The sequence below is a fragment of the Nocardioides sp. NPDC057767 genome, assembly GCF_042798275.1.
GTDB lineage: Bacteria > Actinomycetota > Actinomycetes > Propionibacteriales > Nocardioidaceae > Nocardioides.
Genome location: NZ_JBHVKJ010000035.1, coordinates 54,691 through 70,711, shown reverse-complemented (window position 1 = coordinate 70,711; position 16,021 = coordinate 54,691). Strand labels below are relative to the sequence as shown.

The following is a 16,021-nucleotide window of genomic DNA, read 5'->3' as shown; positions in this document are numbered from 1 at the left end:
CCGCGCACACGCTGCGTGAGGGCGTCCGACACTACTGACCACCCCCCCCCGCGCCGTGGCGGCTCGTCATGACGAGCCGACTCGGCTGGGTTTTCGGTCAGGATGCGCCGACTCGGGCTCAGGTGGGCAAGGTCGCGACCAGCTCTCCCAGGCGGCGGTGCGCACCCGGGGCCTGCCGGGCTGACGCCTGTCCGACCGTGAAACCGAGCGGCGCGAGCAGCTCTGCCAGCGCCTCGGCGGACCAGTAATAGGCAGTGTGCACCGCATGGTCGAACGCCTCGCCCGGGTGGCCGTCGAAGAAGCCGATCAGCGCCGATCCGCCGGGGGTGAGCACTCGGGCGAACTCGGCCAGGATTCCCTGGAGCTCGGCGGGCGGGGTATGGATGATCGAGTACCACGCCAGGATCCCGCCGATCGAGCCGTCGCCGAGGGGGAGTGCGGCGAGGTCCGCTTGCTGGAAGTCGACGTCTGGATACCGCGCCCGTGCGGCGGCGACGAACTCGGTCGACGCATCGATGCCGACCACCTCGCGTACGCCGCCGTCTGTGAGCTCCTGGCTCCAGAGCCCCGGGCCGCAGCCGGCGTCCAGGAGACGGCCGGTCGTGCTGTCGCGCCACGTGGTGATCGTGTCGCGGTCCTGCTCGGCGAGCTTGTCGATCGTGCCGAACAGGTCGATGTACTCAGCGGCGCGGCCGTCGTAGGCGGCACCGATCTCGGTCATGGTCATCGGGGCGAGGGTAGTGGTTTCGGGTGCTCGCTGGCCGCCATCACGTGGGGATCTGGGTGTGTGTCCGTTTGGTCTCGTGTCTGGGTTCCAGCGCGGGTGGGGCCCATACGTTGTCTGGGTTGGGAGATTTAGAGGCTTGGGTGTCTGGGTTGGGTGCGGTTCGGGTGTCTTGTCTGGGTTCCAGCAGCGGTCCGGGTTTTGGTTGGGATACCTGTCCCTGACTGGGTTTGGGTGATTGGGTTGGTTTGTTTTTGCGTTGTGTGGTAGGCTCGGCGCAGGCGTAAACGTGATGGCCGACCACCTCGAAAGAGGCGTGCCCACCCTGAAGAAGGTGGGTAATCCAGGGGAACCAGGGGCGGGACCGCCGAGCTGCGAGGGTAAGTAATAGCCCGTACTGCCGGGCCTCCAAGACCAGCGAACCAGCCGGATCTGTGTGTGCAGATCCTTGAGTTCGTACGTCGGGAGGTGAGACGGTTCGATGACCACGCTGCAACAGCCACAGCACCCTGTGCTGGAGGCGGTGGTCGCGATCACCGATGCCCTGGACGGTGTGAGGGATGCGAACCCGTCGTTCATGGCCACCGACCAGAAGGCCGCCACCCTGGTCGAGATCGCCCGGGCCAAGGCCCAGCTGGCCGAGCTCGAACTCCGGGTGATTGCGACCGCGGATGACGTGGCCGCCGAGTCGGCCGCCCGAGACATGGCCGCGTGGCTTCATCACCACACCCGGCAGCGCCCCGAGACCCTACGGGCCGACCTCCGGTTGGCGCAGGCATTGGACCGGACCTACGAGCTGGTCGCGGCGGCGATGCGAGCCGGTGCCTGCAACCCCGCCCAAGCCCACGTCATCGTCAACGCACTCGACGAGCTCCCCGCTGATCTCGATGTGGAGATCAGGACGAAGGCAGAGGAGACCCTGGTGGCCTACGCCAACGAGTTCGACCCCACCCAGCTGCGCCGACTCGGACGCCGCATCCTCGATGTCATCGCCCCCGAGATCGCCGAGGCCGAAGAAGCCCGACGACTCACCGCCGAAGAAACACACGCCCGCAAGAAGACCCGCCTGGCCATGCGCCGCCTCGGCGATGGCACCACCCGCATCTCAGCCGTGGTCCCGGACGCAGCAGCGGACCGGCTCGCGACCACCCTGGAAGCCTTCGCCTCACCCCGGCGCGAGGACGGCACCCGCACCGACACGGGTGAGTTTCTTCCTTATGGCCGTCGGCTGGGTCGCGCGTTGTGCCAGCTGCTCGAGACCCTCGACCCGGCCCGGCTGCCCATCCACAGCGGCGACGCCACCACCGTGATCGTCACCATCGACCTCGACCAGCTCCGCACAGAAGCCGGCATCGCCCAGGTCCTCGGCGGCACCCCGATCACCGCCGCCGAGGCTCGGCGGCTGGCCTGCACCGCGAACATCATCCCCGCCGTCCTCGGAGGTGACTCCGAGATCCTCGACCTGGGCCGCAAACAACGCCTCTTCACCGCAGCCCAACGCCGAGCCCTCCTCCTCCGCACCGCCACCTGCGAGGCCGAAGGCTGCGACATCCCCGGCACCTGGGCCGAAGCCCACCACTGGATCGCCTGGGCCCAAGGCGGTGCCACCGACCTCGACAACGCCGCGCTCCTCTGCTCCCATCACCACCACCGCGCCCACGACCCCACCTACCTCCACGAACGCCTACCCAACGGCGACATCCGCTTCACCCGACGCACGTAGACCGACAAGGAGCAGTTGGATCCACGGAGGCCTCGACACGCTCGGCCACAGGATGCGACACGGTTGCGGCGTCCCGTCATCGGGTTCGACGGGCCTCCGAGTTCGGCACGCACTTGGCGGCCTCGTTTCTCAGGTGCGTCCCCGTCCTGTCGACGTCGTCGCGTCTGGCTAGGCTGCCCAAGGCGGTGTGGGCCCCGCCCCACTCGACGCTTCACCAGGCGTGCTCCGTCGCTCCTGAGGCTGCCGGGCTCCATCTCCTATACGCAGCAACATCTGCGCCTGACAGATCAATGCCGATCAGCCACCTGCTCGCAGTCGGCAAACGGGACCACATCGATCCCCGCGGCACACCCTCGCCGCCGCCCCGATGATGGCGAAATCCTTTCTCGATCGGGTGCCGGGTCAAGGACCGCGAACGCGGCCGCGAAGCGGCGGGCCGGAGGCCCGTCCTTGACGCGGCGCGGGATCGAGAACATCGTCTCGTAAGGGTCGGCGGCGAAGACCAGCCACCAGAACACAGACAGCCTTCGTGCGGCTTGCCCAGCATCAGGCGTAGTATTTGCGCATGCATGCAAGTACGCAACCTCCGGTGTGGGGAGACGACGTCGTGACCCTTGCCGTCGAGGTGCTGCGGATGTTGGCCGATCCCACACGTCTGCAGCTGGCGGGGCTGTTGCTGGACGACGAGCGGTCGGTCTCGGAGCTGGCCGGGATGTTGGAGAAGCCGGTGCCGGGGGTCTCGCAGCATCTGGCGAAGATGCGGATGGCTCGGCTGGTGACGACGCGCAAGGAGGGGACCTCGGTGCTCTACCGGGTCGAGAACGGGCACGTGCGCCAGCTGGTCCTCGACACGATCGGCCACGTGGAGCATCTCCTGGACCAGGTCCCGGCGCACCACCGATCCGCGGAGGAGTCGGCATGACCCACACGCTGCACCACGACCACCACCATGCGGGCGCGCACGAGCACACCGATGAGCATGAGCACGGCCATGGTCACGGTCACGGCCATCTTCATGAGCACGACGGCCCGTGGGCCCGGGTCCGGCATGCCGTCTCGGACGTGTTCGGGACGCACTCCCACGACGCCGCGGACCAGGTCGACGAGGCGCTGGAGGCAGACGTACGTGGCCGACGGGCGCTGTGGATCAGTCTCGGTGTCCTCGCGCTGACGGCCGCGCTCCAGGCGGTCGTCGTCAGCCTGACCGGCTCGGTGGCGCTGCTGGGGGACACGCTCCACAACGTGGCGGACGCGCTGACCGCGGTGCCGCTGCTCGTGGCATTCTGGCTGGCCCGACGTCCGGCCAACGACCGGTTCACCTATGGCTACGGCCGGGCCGAGGACCTCGCCGGCCTGTTCGTCGTCGCCATGATCGCTCTGTCCAGCATCCTGGCCGGCTGGGAGGCGATCGACCGGCTGTTCCATCCGCGCGAGGTCGAGCACGTCTGGGCGGTCGCGGCGGCTGGCGTCGTCGGCTTCCTCGGCAACGAGATCGTCGCCCGCTACCGGATCCGGGTGGGCCGCCAGATCGGCTCGGCCGCCCTGGTCGCCGACGGGCTGCACGCGCGCACGGACGGCTTCACCTCGCTCGCGGTCGTCCTCGGCGCCGCCGGGGTTGCGCTGGGGGTGCCCTGGGCCGACCCGCTGATCGGGCTGCTGATCGCGGTCGCGATCCTCGGCGTGCTGCGCTCGGCTCTCAAACAGGTCGGTGCCCGGCTGATGGACGCGGTCACCCCGGACGACGTCCGCCGCGCGAGGGAGGCCGTGCGCACCGTGGACGGCGTGCTCGAGGTCCGCAGTCTGCGGCTGCGATGGATCGGGCACACCCTCCACGCCGACGGCGACATCACCGTGCCTGCCGACCTCCCGGTCTCCGCAGGCCACGACATCGCCCATCACGTCGAGGAGCACCTCCTGGTGGCTCTGCCGCGCCTGACCAGCGTCGTGATCCACGTCAGCCCGGAAGGCACGCACTGACGGCTGCCTCTAGGCTCTGCTCCGATGAACATCTTCGAGTTCGACGGCAAGAGTCCGCAGATCCATCCCGACGCCTGGGTGGCGCCGACGGCGACGCTGATCGGTGACGTACGCCTGGGACCGAACGCCAGCGTCTGGTACGGCGCGGTGCTGCGCGCCGATGTCGGGCCGATCATCATCGGCGAGGGCTCCAACGTGCAGGACAACTCGGTGCTGCACGTACGACCCGGGTCCTCCCTCGAGATGGGTCCGCACAGCACGATCGCCCACGGCTGCGTCGTGCACGGGGACCGGATCGGCACCGGCTCGCTGATCGGTAACGGGGCAGTGATCTCCGACGCCGTGGTCGTCGGCGACGGCTGCCTGATCGCGGCCGGTGCGATGGTGGTCGAGGGAACCCAGGTGCCCGACCACAGCCTGGTGATGGGCGTGCCGGCCAAGGTCCGCGGCACGATCGAGCCTGACACCAACCCGGCGGCGATCCTGGAGCTCAACGCGCCGGGGTACGTCGAGTTCATGAAGCTCCACCGGGCGACGGTACGCCCGGTCAAACCCTGACCCTGAGGTTGAGGGTTACTCCGCTCCGCAGGCCACGCAGTGCAGCGAGCCGACCCGGCGGTCGGCCTCGCAGGCCGTGCACGGGGCGATGGTCTCGCGACCGCAGCCCTCGCAGTGCTTGCCGCGGACGGGGTAGCCGCAGTAGGGGCAGTCGCCCTTGCGTACCCGCATGGCGGGGATCCGCTTCGCCAGCAGCCGCTGGACGGCGACGAACACGCCGACGGTGGCCGCGGCCCCGAACAGCGACAGGATGAGCGGGCCGAAGTCGGCGTACTCGAAGGTGTAGTGGAACGCGAAGACCAGGGCCATGATCACCCCGGTCGCGGCGAGCGCGAAGCCGAGCGGGAGGAAGCGGGAGCCGCTGCGGCGCAGCCGGTAGAGGACCCAGAAGCCGACCAGGCACAGCAGGATGATGAAGCCGAGGCGTACGCCGATCTGGATCGCCTCGTGGCCGGGGATCTTGCACGGCGACTCGCCGTTGTTGCACTGGTCCCAGTCCAGGTAGAGCGGCCACCAGCCGGCAACCTTGACGTAGAACCAGACGGTGCCGACGAGCAGGAAGGCGGTCAGTGCGACCGCCAGGAACCGCTCGCTACGGGTCGACTCGACCTCGTCGGCGGCGATAGGGGTCTTCATGGCGTGCTCCTGTGGGCTCGGGTGCGGGCGTGGAAGCTGACCTCGAGGCGGCAGTCGAGCGCGGCCGCCACCCGGAGGAGGGTGTCGATCTTGGGCGGGCGGGACCCGGACTCCAGCCGTGCGATCGCCGACTGGGTCGTCCCGCAGAGCTCGGCGAGCTCGCGCTGGGACAGGCCTCGCGCGACCCGGTGCTCGGTGACCTGGGCGGCGATCCCGACGTAGAACGCGGTGTCCTCGTCGTGGGTGCTCATCGCTCCACGGTATCGCAGTTCTGCTATGCCCGTCCATAGCAGTTTTGCTATGGACGGGGTGAGACGATTCGGGGCCGGGGTTGCGTACGGCCTAGGCTTGACGCTCGTGAAGACGTTCGACGAGCTCTGGGCCGAGCTGAGCGAGAAGGCCCGGACCCGACCTGAAGGATCCGGCACCGTGGCACAGCTCGACGCCGGGGTCCATGCGATCGGGAAGAAGCTGGTCGAGGAGGCCGCCGAGTCCTGGATGGCGGCCGAGTACGAGGGCAAGGAAGCGACCGCGGAGGAGATCTCCCAGCTGCTCTACCACGCCCAGGTGCTCATGCTCGCCAGCGGAATCTCCATCGACGACGTCTACTCACACCTGTAGGGATCACCCATGACTGAAACATCCGCCGAGGGCATGCTCCGGATCGCCGTACCCAACAAGGGCTCGCTGTCCGTCGCCGCCTCCGAGCTGCTGCGCGAGGCGGGCTACCGCCAGCGCGACGACTCCAAGCGCCTGACCCTCATCGACGAGGAGAACGGCGTCGAGTTCTTCTACCTGCGCCCGCGCGACATCGCGCTCTACGTCGGCGAGGGCACCCTCGACATCGGCATCACCGGCCGTGACCTGCTGCTCGACTCCGGTGCCAAGGCCGACGAGGTCATCGGGCTCGGCTTCGGCCGCTCGCGGTTCCACTTCGCCGGCCGTTCCGGCGCCTTCACCGCGATCGAGGAGCTGCGCGGCAAGCGGATCGCGACCTCCTACGTCGGCGTCGTCTCCGCCTTCCTGGAGCGCGAGGGCATCGACGCCAGCGTGACCCGCCTCGACGGAGCCGTGGAGACCTCGATCCAGCTCGGCGTCGCCGACGCGATCGCCGACGTGGTCGAGACCGGCTCCACGATGCGGCAGGCCGGGCTGGAGATCTTCGGCGAGCCGATCATGCACTCCGAGGCCGTGGTCATCACCCGTTCGGGCGCGCAGCTTCCTCCGGCGTACGAGACCTTCCGGCGGCGCCTCGACGGCGTCCTGATCGCGCGCAGCTACGTGATGATGGACTACGACATCCGTGCCGAAGACCTCGCCGAGGCGTCCGCGATGACGCCCGGGCTCGAGGGCCCGACGGTCAGCCCGCTGCACCGTGAGGGCTGGGTCGCGGTCCGCGCGATGGTGCCGCGCAAGGGATCGCAGAAGCTGATGGACGACCTCTACGCGGTTGGCGCCCGCGCGATCCTGCTGACGGAGATCAATGCCTGCCGGATCTGAGTCGACGGGATCCGAGCTGCCGGTCACACTGCCGCACACCTGGCGCCCGCTCGGTGCCCGGGTCATGGGCTGGTTCCTCGTGGCCGCGCTCGCGGTGATGTGCACGATGGTCTGGGTCGGCTTCTCCGCGGAGATCAAGGCACAGGTCACCATGTTCGAGCGTCTCACCTTCGGTGCCGTGGGGCTCGGGATCGTGGTCTGCGTGCACGCGCTGACCCGGTCGCGGGTGGTGGCCCGGGAGGACGGTCTGACGGTGGTCAACGGATACCGGCGCCGGGACCTCGAGTGGGCCGAGATCCTCGCGATCAACTTCCCCCGTGGCGCTCCGTGGCCCAACATCGACCTCTCCTCCGGTCACAACATCTCCGCGCTCGGCATCCAGGCCTCAGACGGAGCCTCGTCGAGGAAGGCCGTGCGCACTCTGCGGGCGCTGGTCGAGCGGCTGTCCTGACGGCGACCGTGCGGCGAATCCCGTACAACGGTTGGGGGAATCCTCCCGCGAATCGCTGATCGTGGTGGCCGAGGCGACTTACCGTGTCGGCGTGATCTCCTGGACTCGTGCCATCGCCGTGCTGGCCACGGTGCTCGCCGTGGTCGCGAGCGTCCCGGCCCAGGCCGCGCCGGTGCACCCGGTAGGCACCTGGGGTGCCTCGGCCGACGAGGTGGGTGGTGCCACCGGCGCGGCCGGGCTGGCCGACCTGTCGGTGCGCAACCTGGTGCACACCTCGCTGGGTGGCTCCGGCGTACGCATCACCCTCTCCAACGTCTTCGGTGACCGTCCGGTCACCTTCTCCTCCGCACACCTCGGCCTGGCCGGGGACGGCGCCGCGGTGGTGCGCGGGACGAACCGTCCGTTGACCTTCGCCGGTGCCGACAGGGTCACCGTCGCGCCCGGCACCGAGGTGCTCAGCGACCCCGTCGAGGCGACCGTGCCGGCCGACAGCACGCTCGCGGTCAGCTTCCACGTCGTCGGCGAGAGCGGCCCGATCACCGGGCACGACGTGGCCACGCAGATCTCCTACGTCTCCGAGGCGGCGGGCGCGGACGTCGCCGGCGAGGAATCTGGTGCGGCGTTCACGAGGCAGATCTCCAGCTGGTACTGGGTCGAGAGCGTGCTCGTCCAGAAGCCTCGTCGAGTGAGGACAGCGGTGCTGTTCGGCGACTCGATCACCGACGGCAACGGTTCCACCGTCGGCGCCAACCGCCGCTGGCCGGACCTGCTCGCCGACCGGATCGCGAGCAGCCGGTTCGCCGACCGCTTCGGCGTCATGAACGAGGGCATCTCCGCCAACCGCGTCCTCGTCGACAGCACCGGTGGTCAGCGCGGTCTGGAACGCTTCCGGCGAGACGTCCTCGACCAGCCCGGCGTCACCACGGTCGTGGTGCTGGAGGGGATCAACGACATCCGCTGGGACGACGCCGACGAGGCCTCCGACCTGACCGACGCCTATCGCGACCTGATCGCACAGGCGCACGCCGAGGAGGTGTGCGTCGTGGGCGCCACCCTGACGCCGTACGAGGGCGGCAGCCGCTACACCCCCGAGCGCGAACGGGTGCGGGTCGCGGTCAACGAGTGGATCCGCACCTCCGGCGAGTTCGACGGCGTCGTCGACTTCGACGCCGCCACGCGTGACCCCGACCGGCCGGCGCGGTTCCTGCCTGCGTACGACTCCGGGGATCACCTCCACCCCGGCGACGCCGGCTATGCGGCGATGGCTGAGGCGTTCGACCTGTCGTTGCTGGAGTGCGACCGCTAGACCGCGATGATCAGCGCGATGATCAGATCGCGGTGATGCCCCAGGTGACCTCGACCCGCTCGTCGGGGGCCAGCTCGATGAGGTCTGTGCCGGAGTTGAACGCGTCCGGGGGAGCGGTCATCGGCTCGACGGCAAGGCTGCCGCGCTTGGGTGACTGGTCGTCTGCGCTGTAGACCATCAGCCACGGGTGGCGCTCGTCGACCCACAGTGCGACGCCACCGTCGGGCCCCTGGAGGGTGACCGTGGTCCGGCCGTCCTCGCCGCGGTCGAGATCGGTGAAGGCGTGGTCGAGCACGACATCGCCGATGGGCTTGGCGGAGGTGAAGTCGTGAGCCGTCCCGGCCGTCGGCTCGCTCGTGGTGGGCAGCTTCCGCTCCGGGTCGGAGAGCAGGCGCGTCCGCGCCGGGAGCGTGAGCGTCCAGGCGTCGATCGGCCCCTCGCCGACGGTCAGATAGGGGTGGGCGCCCACGGCGAAGGGCGCCGGGGACGCGGCGTGGTTGGTCGCCGACTGGGTCACGGTCAGCCCGTCGGGCCCGATGGCGTAGGTCACCTCGAGGTCGAGCGTCCACGGGTAGCCGCTCTGCGCCATCAGCCGGGTGGCGAGGGTGATCGAGCCCTTCGCCTCCTCGATGGGCAGCCACTGCGCCCACCGCACCAGGCCGTGGGAGGCGTTGTTGCGCGCGACCTCGGTGAGCCCGAGCTGGTGGGTCTTCCCACCGAACTCGTAGCGTCCGTCGCGGATCCGGTTGGGCCACGGAGCCAGCAGTTGCCCCTTGCCGCCGCTGGACTGCTCCTCGTCGCCGAAGGGGGCGATGAGGTCTCGCCCCTCGTAGGACAGCAGCCGCAGCGCCCCGCCACTCTCCGTCACCGTCGCGGAGTAGCCCCCGCCGTCGATCGTGAACTGCTCTCCACTCGGTCTCAGCACGCGCCCAGGCTATCGAGGCGCCGGGAGGGTCCCGGTGAGTGGTCGGGTTAGCCTCGGGCCATGGAGCGACGACAGCTGGAGTTCTTCCTCGCGATCGCCGAGGCCGGCAGCTTCACCAGCGCCGCGGCCCGGCTCCACGTGGCCCAGCCGTCGCTGTCGTACGCCGTGCGCGGGCTCGAGCGCGAGCTCGGCGGTCCGCTCTTCGAGCGTCATGGCAGGGGAGTGCGGCTCACCCCGGCGGGATCGGCGCTGCTCGGCCCGGCCCGCCGGGTCGTACGAGGTTTCGAGCTCGCCGCGGGAGCGGTCCGGTCCGTCTCCGACGAGGGGTTCGGCCGGCTCCGGATCACCTCCAGCACGGTATGGGCGGTCGAGCCGCTGGTGCCGGTGCTGGCCGAGTTCCGGCGGATCCAGCCGGCCGCACAGGTCGTGGTCACCGACCCGCAGCACCGCTCCGACGTGCTCGACCAGGTGCGTAAGGGCGAGGCGGACGTGGGCCTGATCGACGGTGCGCCGCCGCACGGCCCGTTCGGATCGCACCGGCTCGCCGAGCACGAGCTCGTGGCGGTGCTGCCGCCCTCGGGCGAGGCACCGGAGGAGATCCGGATCGAGGAGCTCGCCGAGGTCGGCCTGATCGCGACGCCGGCCGGCACGGCGCTGCGTACGTTCCTGGACGCCCGCCTCGAGGCCGCCGGCCTGCCTACCGAGGTCGCGATCGAGACGGCCCACGTCGCCTCGATCACCCCGCTGGTGCTGGCTCGCGCCGGGGTGGCTGTGCTGACCGAGGGGATGGCCCGCGCGGCATCGCGCGCGGGTGCACAGGTGGTGCCGTTGTTGCCGGTGACGCGGGTGAGCGTGTCCGTGGTGTGGCTTGAGGAGCGTGGCGACGCGCTGGTCGAGCAGTTCGTCGCGCTGGCGCAGGAGCTGACGGACCCGTGAACCAGATATAGAGATTCTCTATCGCAGCATCTCGATCCTGGTCTTGCTCTGTGTGTGGACGTGCTGGAACACCACGGAGCCCAATGTCTAGTGTGTTAGACATATATGAACCGATTGGATGGAGCACGCATGCGCCACCCCCAACGCCTTGCCGTCGTTGCCCTCGCCGTCGCGACGACGGCGGGCACCCTGACGGCCTGCACGACCGCGAGCGAGCGTGACGGCTTCGCCCAGAGCGACTCCGGAGGAGCCGAGGACTCCGTGGTCCTCGCCGAGCAGCCCTGGGTCGACCTCCAGGTCGAGAACGAGGTCGCCGTCCAGATCCTCCAGGAGCTGGGATACGACGCCAGCATCAAGAAGAACCTGTCCGTCGAGAACGCGGCGACCGCGGTCTCCTCGGGCCAGATCGACGCCTACCTCGGCAACTGGTGGCCCTCCCAGGAGCCCAGCTTCGGCGACCCCATCGAGCAGGGCGACGTCGAGGTGCTCTCCACGATCGTGAAGGGCACCGAGTACGCCCCGGCGGTACCCGGCGACGTCGCCGACGAACTCGGGATCGAGTCGCTCGCCGACCTCGACGCCAACGGCGCGAGGTTCGGCCGGAAGATCTACGGCATCGAGGCCGGCTCCCCGGGCAACGAGACGATCCAGAAGGCGATCGACGAGGACGCGTACGGTCTCGGCGACTGGAAGCTCGTCGCCAGCGGGACCCCGGCGATGCTCGCCCAGGTCGAGAAGTCGCAGAAGGCGGGCCAGCCGATCGTGTTCCTCGGCTGGAGCCCGCACTGGATGACCGTGCAGTTCGACGCGGCCTTCCTCGAGGACCCCGACAAGGTCTGGGGCGGCGCCGGCGAGATCCGCACCGTCACCCGCAAGGGATTCGAGGACGACAACCCCGAGATCGCCGAGTTCCTCTCCAACCTGACCTTCACCACCGACGAGGCCGGGAAGTTCTACTACGACCACGACAAGTCCGGGAAGGAGCTCGCCGACATCGCCGAGGCGTGGATCGACGACAACCCCGACAAGGTCGCCGAGTTCCTCGACGGGGTCGAGGACGCCGACGGCGAGAAGGCGGAGATCTGATGAGCGAGACCAACACAGAGCCGAACGAGTCGGTCGAGCCCGCGATCGTCGGGCGCGGCCTGAGCAAGGTCTACGGGCTCGGCCGCCGACAGGCCGAGAAGGCACTGGCCGCCGAGGACCCGCGCGCGGCAGCCGCCGCCGCGGGCGGCTACCTCGGCGCCCACGAGATCGACTTCGAGATCGCCAAGGGCGAGATGTTCGTCGTGATGGGGCTCTCCGGCTCGGGCAAGTCGACCGTGCTGCGGATGATCAACCGCCTCAACGAGCCCAGCGCGGGCGAGCTCCTGATCGACGGCGAGGACATCACCGAAGTCTCCGACCAGAGGCTGCGCGAGCTCCGCAACACCGGCATCGGGATGGTCTTCCAGCACTTCTCGCTCTTCCCGCACCGGACGGTGCGGGAGAACGCGGCGTACGGCCTGAAGGTACGCGGCACCACGAAGCAAGAGCGCCTGGAGAAGGCCGACGCCGCCCTCGAAAGGGTCGGCCTGGGCGGGCGTGGCGACAAGCTTCCCCACGAGCTCTCCGGTGGCATGCGGCAGCGGGTGGGTCTGGCGCGGGCGCTGGCCGTGGATCCGCCGATCCTGCTCATGGACGAGCCGTTCTCGGCGCTCGACCCGTTGATCCGCCGTGACATGCAGGACCTGCTCGTCGATCTCCAGTCCCAGGACCAGCGCACCACGGTCTTCGTCACCCACGACCTCAACGAGGCGATGCGGATCGGTGACCGGGTGATGGTGATGCGGGACGGGGAAGCCATCCAGGTCGCCCCCGGACCCGAGATCGTCGCCCATCCGGCCGACGACTACGTCAGCGAGTTCGTCTCCGACGTGGACCGGGCTCGTGTGCTCAGCGCTTCGGACCTGGTGCGGCCGCCACGCCTTGTCCTCGACGAGGAGACGACCCGGGCGGACGCGCTGACCAGGCTCGGCGAGAACGAGGTCACCGGCGCCTTCGTGACCGACGCCGAGGACCGGCTGCTCGGCGTGGTGACCGCCGACCGGGTCGCCGACCTGAGCAGCGGCGAGAGCCTGCGCGAAGCGCTCGGCGAGCCCTACGAGCAGGTCGGGCCCGACGACGTCGTCGGCGACTTCATGCAGCTCGCCGGGCGCCAGGTGGTGCCGGTGACCGTGCTCGACGATGACGGCCGGATCGTCGGGGTCGTGCCTCGGGCCGCGATCCTCTCTGCACTGTCCACGGCCAACGGCGCGAGCGCCGAGGCCGAGGCCAAGGAGGTGGCCCATGCCTGATCTTCACATCGGCGACATCGGCGAGGACGTCATCAACGTCCTCACCGACAACCTCGGCCCGTTCTTCGACGGCATCAAGGAGGCGCTCAACTTCCTGCTCCGGATGGTCTACAACGTGCTCGGCGGCCTGCCGCCGGTGGTGATGATCATCGTGCTCGCCGTGATCGCGCTCCTGGTGACCCGCCAGATCGTCCTCACCCTGGTGCTGACCGTCGGCCTGCTCCTGATCGAGTCGATGGACCTGTGGTACGAGACGATGCAGACCACGACCTCGGTGCTGGTCGCGACGCTCGTGGCGCTGGTGATCGGCATCCCGCTGGGCATCTGGTCGGCCTTCTCGCCACCGCTGCGGGCGGCGCTGCGGCCGGTGCTCGACCTGATGCAGACGCTGCCGGTCTTCGTCTACCTGTTGCCGACCATCCTCTTCTTCGGGGTCGGCGACGCGCCCGGCCTGGTCGCGACGATCGTGTTCGCGCTGCCGCCTGCGGTCCGGCTCACCCAGCTGGGGATCAACCAGGTCGACGCCGAGACCGTCGAGGCGGCCGCCGCCTTCGGCGCGGGCCGCTGGGAGATCCTGCGCGAGGTGCAGCTCCCGCTGGCCAAGGAGTCGATCATGACCGGCGTGAACCAGGTCATCATGCTCGCGCTCTCCATGGTCGTGGTGGCCGGCCTGGTCGGCGGCTCGGGCCTCGGCGGTGTCGTGGTCAACGCCGTCCAGGGCCTGCAGATCGGCGCCTCGATCGAGGGCGGCCTCGCGGTCGTCGTCATCGCGATCTACCTCGACCGGGTCTCCGCCGCCCTCGGCGGTCAGCGTGGCCTGGCGCCGTCCTGGTGGCCGACGAGGCTCGGCCGCGGGAAGACCGTTGAGCCAGAGCCCGTTCCCGCCTGACCCTCATCCCTGATCGGAGAACGAACGTGACCATCACCGAGCCGCACCGGCCCGCCGATGTCGTCGAGACGCCCTCGGGCGTACGGGTCCGCCGTGCCGGCGCCCGGATCGGCGCCGTCATCGAGGGGCTGCGCCTCGCCGAGGCGGACGACACCCAGATCCAGGACGTACGCAGCGCCCTGCTGCGCCACAAGGTGCTCTTCTTCCGGGGCCAGGACGGGCTCACCGACGAGGCGCAGGGCGCCTTCGCGGCCCGGTTCGGGGAGCTGACGACCGCACACCCGACGGTCGACACCGGCTCCGGCCGGGTGCTCCGGGTCACCGCCAACGCCGGCATGGCGGCCAACGCCTGGCACACCGACGTCACCTTCGTCGACCGGGTCCCGGCGATCTCGGTGCTGCGTGCGGTCACCCTGCCGCCCTACGGCGGCACCACTATCTGGGCGAACACCGCGGCCGCCTACGACCGGCTCCCGGCGCCGCTGAAGGCGCTGGCCGACGAGCTGTGGGCGGTGCACACCAACTCCTACGACTACGCCCAGCGCGACGAGGAGCACGAGCAGCCGGACGCCAACTACTCCCGCGACGACTTCGCCTCGATCCACTTCGAGACCCGGCACCCCGTCGTCCGCGTCCACCCGGAGACGGGGGAGCGGTCCCTGGTGCTCGGCTCGTTCGTGAAGGAGTTCGACGGGCTCACCTCCACCGAGTCGATCCATCTGTTCAACCTGCTCCAGGACCGGGTCACCAAGCTCGAGAACACCGTCCGCTGGGGCTGGCAGCCCGGCGACGTGGCGATGTGGGACAACCGGGCCACCCAGCACTACGCGGTCGCCGACTTCGACCACCATCCGCGCGAGATGCGCCGGGTCACGGTCGCCGGTGACGTACCGGTCTCGGTCGACGGCCGGCGCTCGGTCGTGCTCCAGGGCGATGCGCGGGCCTACAGCCGGCTGGACGAGCTGATCTCCTAGGTCATCACGACGATGTCGGCGCGGGCCGCGGTCATGCTCTCGGCGAAATGCCCGGCCTCGGCGGCCGCCCACGCGTCCCAGTGGGGTGCGAAGGTGTCGCCGTCGCGAGCGATGCCGCGCGACCTGCGCAGCTCGACCGGCGCGTCGACCCAGGCCAGGGCGGTGCGAAAGCTGTCGTAGGCCGCCGCTCCGCTGCCCACGCCCTCGACGACGAGCAGCGGGCACGGCGGGACCATGACCGTCTCGGCATAGGCGCCTCGGCGCCAGTCGTAGCGGCGGTAGGAGCCCGGGGCGCCCTCGACGAGGGGGAGCAGGATCGTCTCGAGCTGGGCGATGCCGTCCTCGAGACCGTCCCAGCCGGCGTAGAGGTCGTCCATGTGGATCACCGGAGCCTCGGTCATCTCGGCCAGGGCGGCGGCCAGGGTCGTCTTCCCGGAGCCGGCGGGGCCATCGACGCAGACCAGCCGCCCGGGGCCGAGGGTGGCCGGGCGGCTCATCGCGATCGTCAGCAGATCCGCGGCGGGCTGGACGCTCGGGTCGGTCAAGTCAGGAGATGCCGTACTTCTTCAAGATGTCGTTGACGTCGGCCAGGTCGTCGTCATCGTCGTCGAGCACCGGGCCCTTGGCGGCCTTCGGGGCGGTCACCGAGGCCGGACCGGGGGCGGCGCCGGCCTCCTTCCGCGCGGCCCGGCTGGGCTTCTCCTTGGTGGGCAGCACCCGGGCCACGAAGATCAGCACGATCGCCAGCGCGGCGATGCCGAAGCCGATCCAGACGGTCGGGCTGAAGACCAGCCGTGCGGCCCAGTCCGCGATCGCGTCCACGATCCTGCCGCCGGCACGCAACAGCCCGGTCAGGTAGGCGGCCGGGGCGAGCAGCGTCCACCCCAGGCCCTTCACGCCGGCGCCCAGACCACGCCGTCGGAACGCGATCCACGTCCAGATCGCGCCCAGCACGGTGAGCGCGGCGGCTAGTGCGAGGTAGGCGCCTTGGTCCATGTCTCCAGACTCCCACAGCGGCGGTGATGCGGCACCGGGACTGTCCCCGATATCGGCCCTGATCTTCGACTGGGGCTCATGCTGGGGTTC

General features: G+C 69.9%; 19 protein-coding genes. 13 read left to right on the top strand and 6 right to left on the bottom strand.

Annotation, left to right across the window (positions count from 1 at the left end):
- Positions 1-118: 118 nt before the first annotated feature.
- Positions 119-727 (bottom strand): class I SAM-dependent methyltransferase, encoded by a 609-nt coding sequence (locus ACFVDI_RS18570; RefSeq protein WP_378907819.1) that lies wholly within the window; start codon positions 725-727, stop codon positions 119-121.
- Positions 728-1,205: 478 nt separating this feature from the next.
- Here ACFVDI_RS18570 and ACFVDI_RS18565 point away from each other — a divergent pair, with 478 nt between their 5' ends.
- The 4 genes from ACFVDI_RS18565 (at position 1,206) to ACFVDI_RS18550 (ending at position 4,982) form a co-directional block, all read left to right on the top strand.
- A complete protein-coding gene (locus ACFVDI_RS18565; RefSeq protein ID WP_378907814.1) occupies positions 1,206-2,447 on the top strand; it encodes a DUF222 domain-containing protein in 1,242 nt (413 codons plus the stop codon).
- Positions 2,448-3,012: 565 nt separating this feature from the next.
- Complete coding sequence (locus ACFVDI_RS18560) at positions 3,013-3,369, top strand: ArsR/SmtB family transcription factor (RefSeq protein ID WP_378907811.1); 357 nt, start codon at positions 3,013-3,015, stop codon at positions 3,367-3,369.
- Positions 3,366-4,424, top strand: a complete 1,059-nt coding sequence (locus tag ACFVDI_RS18555) for a cation diffusion facilitator family transporter (RefSeq protein WP_378907808.1) — start codon at positions 3,366-3,368, stop codon at positions 4,422-4,424. The genes ACFVDI_RS18560 and ACFVDI_RS18555 overlap by 4 nt, the downstream gene beginning before the upstream one ends.
- A 24-nt stretch (positions 4,425-4,448) precedes the next feature.
- Positions 4,449-4,982 (top strand): gamma carbonic anhydrase family protein, encoded by a 534-nt coding sequence (locus ACFVDI_RS18550; protein WP_378907804.1) that lies wholly within the window; start codon positions 4,449-4,451, stop codon positions 4,980-4,982.
- 15 nt (positions 4,983-4,997) lie between these two features.
- Here the strand turns inward: ACFVDI_RS18550 and ACFVDI_RS18545 are convergent, their stop codons facing one another.
- Positions 4,998-5,618: a hypothetical protein gene (locus ACFVDI_RS18545; protein WP_378907800.1), complete on the bottom strand. Its 621-nt coding sequence runs from the start codon at positions 5,616-5,618 to the stop codon at positions 4,998-5,000.
- On the bottom strand, positions 5,615-5,869 hold the full coding sequence (locus ACFVDI_RS18540; RefSeq protein ID WP_378907797.1) for a helix-turn-helix domain-containing protein: 255 nt from the start codon (positions 5,867-5,869) through the stop codon (positions 5,615-5,617). The genes ACFVDI_RS18545 and ACFVDI_RS18540 overlap by 4 nt, the downstream gene beginning before the upstream one ends.
- Before the next feature lie 106 nt (positions 5,870-5,975).
- Here ACFVDI_RS18540 and ACFVDI_RS18535 point away from each other — a divergent pair, with 106 nt between their 5' ends.
- From ACFVDI_RS18535 to ACFVDI_RS18520, 4 genes are all read left to right on the top strand, one after another.
- On the top strand, positions 5,976-6,239 hold the full coding sequence (locus ACFVDI_RS18535) for a phosphoribosyl-ATP diphosphatase (protein ID WP_008359350.1): 264 nt from the start codon (positions 5,976-5,978) through the stop codon (positions 6,237-6,239).
- 33 nt (positions 6,240-6,272) lie between these two features.
- Positions 6,273-7,118, top strand: a complete 846-nt coding sequence (gene hisG / locus ACFVDI_RS18530) for an ATP phosphoribosyltransferase (protein WP_378907827.1) — start codon at positions 6,273-6,275, stop codon at positions 7,116-7,118.
- On the top strand, positions 7,102-7,569 hold the full coding sequence (locus ACFVDI_RS18525) for a PH domain-containing protein (RefSeq protein ID WP_378907794.1): 468 nt from the start codon (positions 7,102-7,104) through the stop codon (positions 7,567-7,569). Before hisG ends, ACFVDI_RS18525 begins: the two co-directional genes overlap by 17 nt.
- Positions 7,570-7,660: 91 nt before the next feature.
- Entirely contained in the window at positions 7,661-8,875 is a 1,215-nt protein-coding gene (locus tag ACFVDI_RS18520; protein ID WP_378907790.1) for an SGNH/GDSL hydrolase family protein, read from the top strand.
- A gap of 22 nt (positions 8,876-8,897) precedes the next feature.
- Here the strand turns inward: ACFVDI_RS18520 and ACFVDI_RS18515 are convergent, their stop codons facing one another.
- Positions 8,898-9,800, bottom strand: a complete 903-nt coding sequence (locus ACFVDI_RS18515) for an aldose 1-epimerase family protein (RefSeq protein WP_378907786.1) — start codon at positions 9,798-9,800, stop codon at positions 8,898-8,900.
- Between the two features lie 60 nt (positions 9,801-9,860).
- Between ACFVDI_RS18515 and ACFVDI_RS18510 the strand changes: the two genes are divergently transcribed.
- The 5 genes from ACFVDI_RS18510 to ACFVDI_RS18490 all read left to right on the top strand — a co-directional run bounded on the left by ACFVDI_RS18510 (position 9,861) and on the right by ACFVDI_RS18490 (position 14,935).
- Complete coding sequence (locus ACFVDI_RS18510) at positions 9,861-10,736, top strand: LysR family transcriptional regulator (protein ID WP_378907784.1); 876 nt, start codon at positions 9,861-9,863, stop codon at positions 10,734-10,736.
- 129 nt (positions 10,737-10,865) lie between these two features.
- The gene (locus tag ACFVDI_RS18505) at positions 10,866-11,822 is read left to right on the top strand and encodes an ABC transporter substrate-binding protein (protein ID WP_378907781.1); all 957 of its coding nucleotides are present in this window, start codon (positions 10,866-10,868) and stop codon (positions 11,820-11,822) included.
- Positions 11,822-13,072 (top strand): glycine betaine/L-proline ABC transporter ATP-binding protein, encoded by a 1,251-nt coding sequence (locus ACFVDI_RS18500; RefSeq protein ID WP_378907779.1) that lies wholly within the window; start codon positions 11,822-11,824, stop codon positions 13,070-13,072. Before ACFVDI_RS18505 ends, ACFVDI_RS18500 begins: the two co-directional genes overlap by 1 nt.
- Positions 13,065-13,961 (top strand): ABC transporter permease, encoded by an 897-nt coding sequence (locus ACFVDI_RS18495; RefSeq protein WP_378907775.1) that lies wholly within the window; start codon positions 13,065-13,067, stop codon positions 13,959-13,961. Before ACFVDI_RS18500 ends, ACFVDI_RS18495 begins: the two co-directional genes overlap by 8 nt.
- 26 nt (positions 13,962-13,987) lie before the next feature.
- Positions 13,988-14,935: a TauD/TfdA dioxygenase family protein gene (locus ACFVDI_RS18490; protein WP_378907772.1), complete on the top strand. Its 948-nt coding sequence runs from the start codon at positions 13,988-13,990 to the stop codon at positions 14,933-14,935.
- Here the strand turns inward: ACFVDI_RS18490 and ACFVDI_RS18485 are convergent.
- Together ACFVDI_RS18485 and ACFVDI_RS18480 are read right to left on the bottom strand one after the other, a co-directional pair.
- Positions 14,932-15,480 carry a 4-amino-4-deoxy-L-arabinose transferase gene (locus ACFVDI_RS18485; protein WP_378907768.1) on the bottom strand — a complete coding sequence of 183 codons (549 nt, stop codon included), beginning with the start codon at positions 15,478-15,480 and terminating at the stop codon, positions 14,932-14,934. The genes ACFVDI_RS18490 and ACFVDI_RS18485 overlap by 4 nt on opposite strands.
- Position 15,481: 1 nt before the next feature.
- Entirely contained in the window at positions 15,482-15,931 is a 450-nt protein-coding gene (locus ACFVDI_RS18480; RefSeq protein WP_378907764.1) for a hypothetical protein, read from the bottom strand.
- Between the last annotated feature and the right edge of the window lie 90 nt (positions 15,932-16,021).

Bases quoted from the DNA above. Each gene is read 5' to 3' on its own strand.
- ACFVDI_RS18570 (WP_378907819.1), bottom strand. From the start codon at position 727: ATGACCATGACCGAGATCGGTGCCGCCTACGACGGCCGCGCCGCTGAG.
- ACFVDI_RS18565 (WP_378907814.1), top strand. From the start codon at position 1,206: ATGACCACGCTGCAACAGCCACAGCACCCTGTGCTGGAGGCGGTGGTC.
- ACFVDI_RS18560 (WP_378907811.1), top strand. From the start codon at position 3,013: ATGCATGCAAGTACGCAACCTCCGGTGTGGGGAGACGACGTCGTGACC.
- ACFVDI_RS18555 (WP_378907808.1), top strand. From the start codon at position 3,366: ATGACCCACACGCTGCACCACGACCACCACCATGCGGGCGCGCACGAG.
- ACFVDI_RS18550 (WP_378907804.1), top strand. From the start codon at position 4,449: ATGAACATCTTCGAGTTCGACGGCAAGAGTCCGCAGATCCATCCCGAC.
- ACFVDI_RS18545 (WP_378907800.1), bottom strand. From the start codon at position 5,618: ATGAAGACCCCTATCGCCGCCGACGAGGTCGAGTCGACCCGTAGCGAG.
- ACFVDI_RS18540 (WP_378907797.1), bottom strand. From the start codon at position 5,869: ATGAGCACCCACGACGAGGACACCGCGTTCTACGTCGGGATCGCCGCC.
- hisG (WP_378907827.1), top strand. From the start codon at position 6,273: ATGCTCCGGATCGCCGTACCCAACAAGGGCTCGCTGTCCGTCGCCGCC.
- ACFVDI_RS18525 (WP_378907794.1), top strand. From the start codon at position 7,102: ATGCCTGCCGGATCTGAGTCGACGGGATCCGAGCTGCCGGTCACACTG.
- ACFVDI_RS18510 (WP_378907784.1), top strand. From the start codon at position 9,861: ATGGAGCGACGACAGCTGGAGTTCTTCCTCGCGATCGCCGAGGCCGGC.
- ACFVDI_RS18505 (WP_378907781.1), top strand. From the start codon at position 10,866: ATGCGCCACCCCCAACGCCTTGCCGTCGTTGCCCTCGCCGTCGCGACG.
- ACFVDI_RS18500 (WP_378907779.1), top strand. From the start codon at position 11,822: ATGAGCGAGACCAACACAGAGCCGAACGAGTCGGTCGAGCCCGCGATC.
- ACFVDI_RS18495 (WP_378907775.1), top strand. From the start codon at position 13,065: ATGCCTGATCTTCACATCGGCGACATCGGCGAGGACGTCATCAACGTC.
- ACFVDI_RS18480 (WP_378907764.1), bottom strand. From the start codon at position 15,931: ATGGACCAAGGCGCCTACCTCGCACTAGCCGCCGCGCTCACCGTGCTG.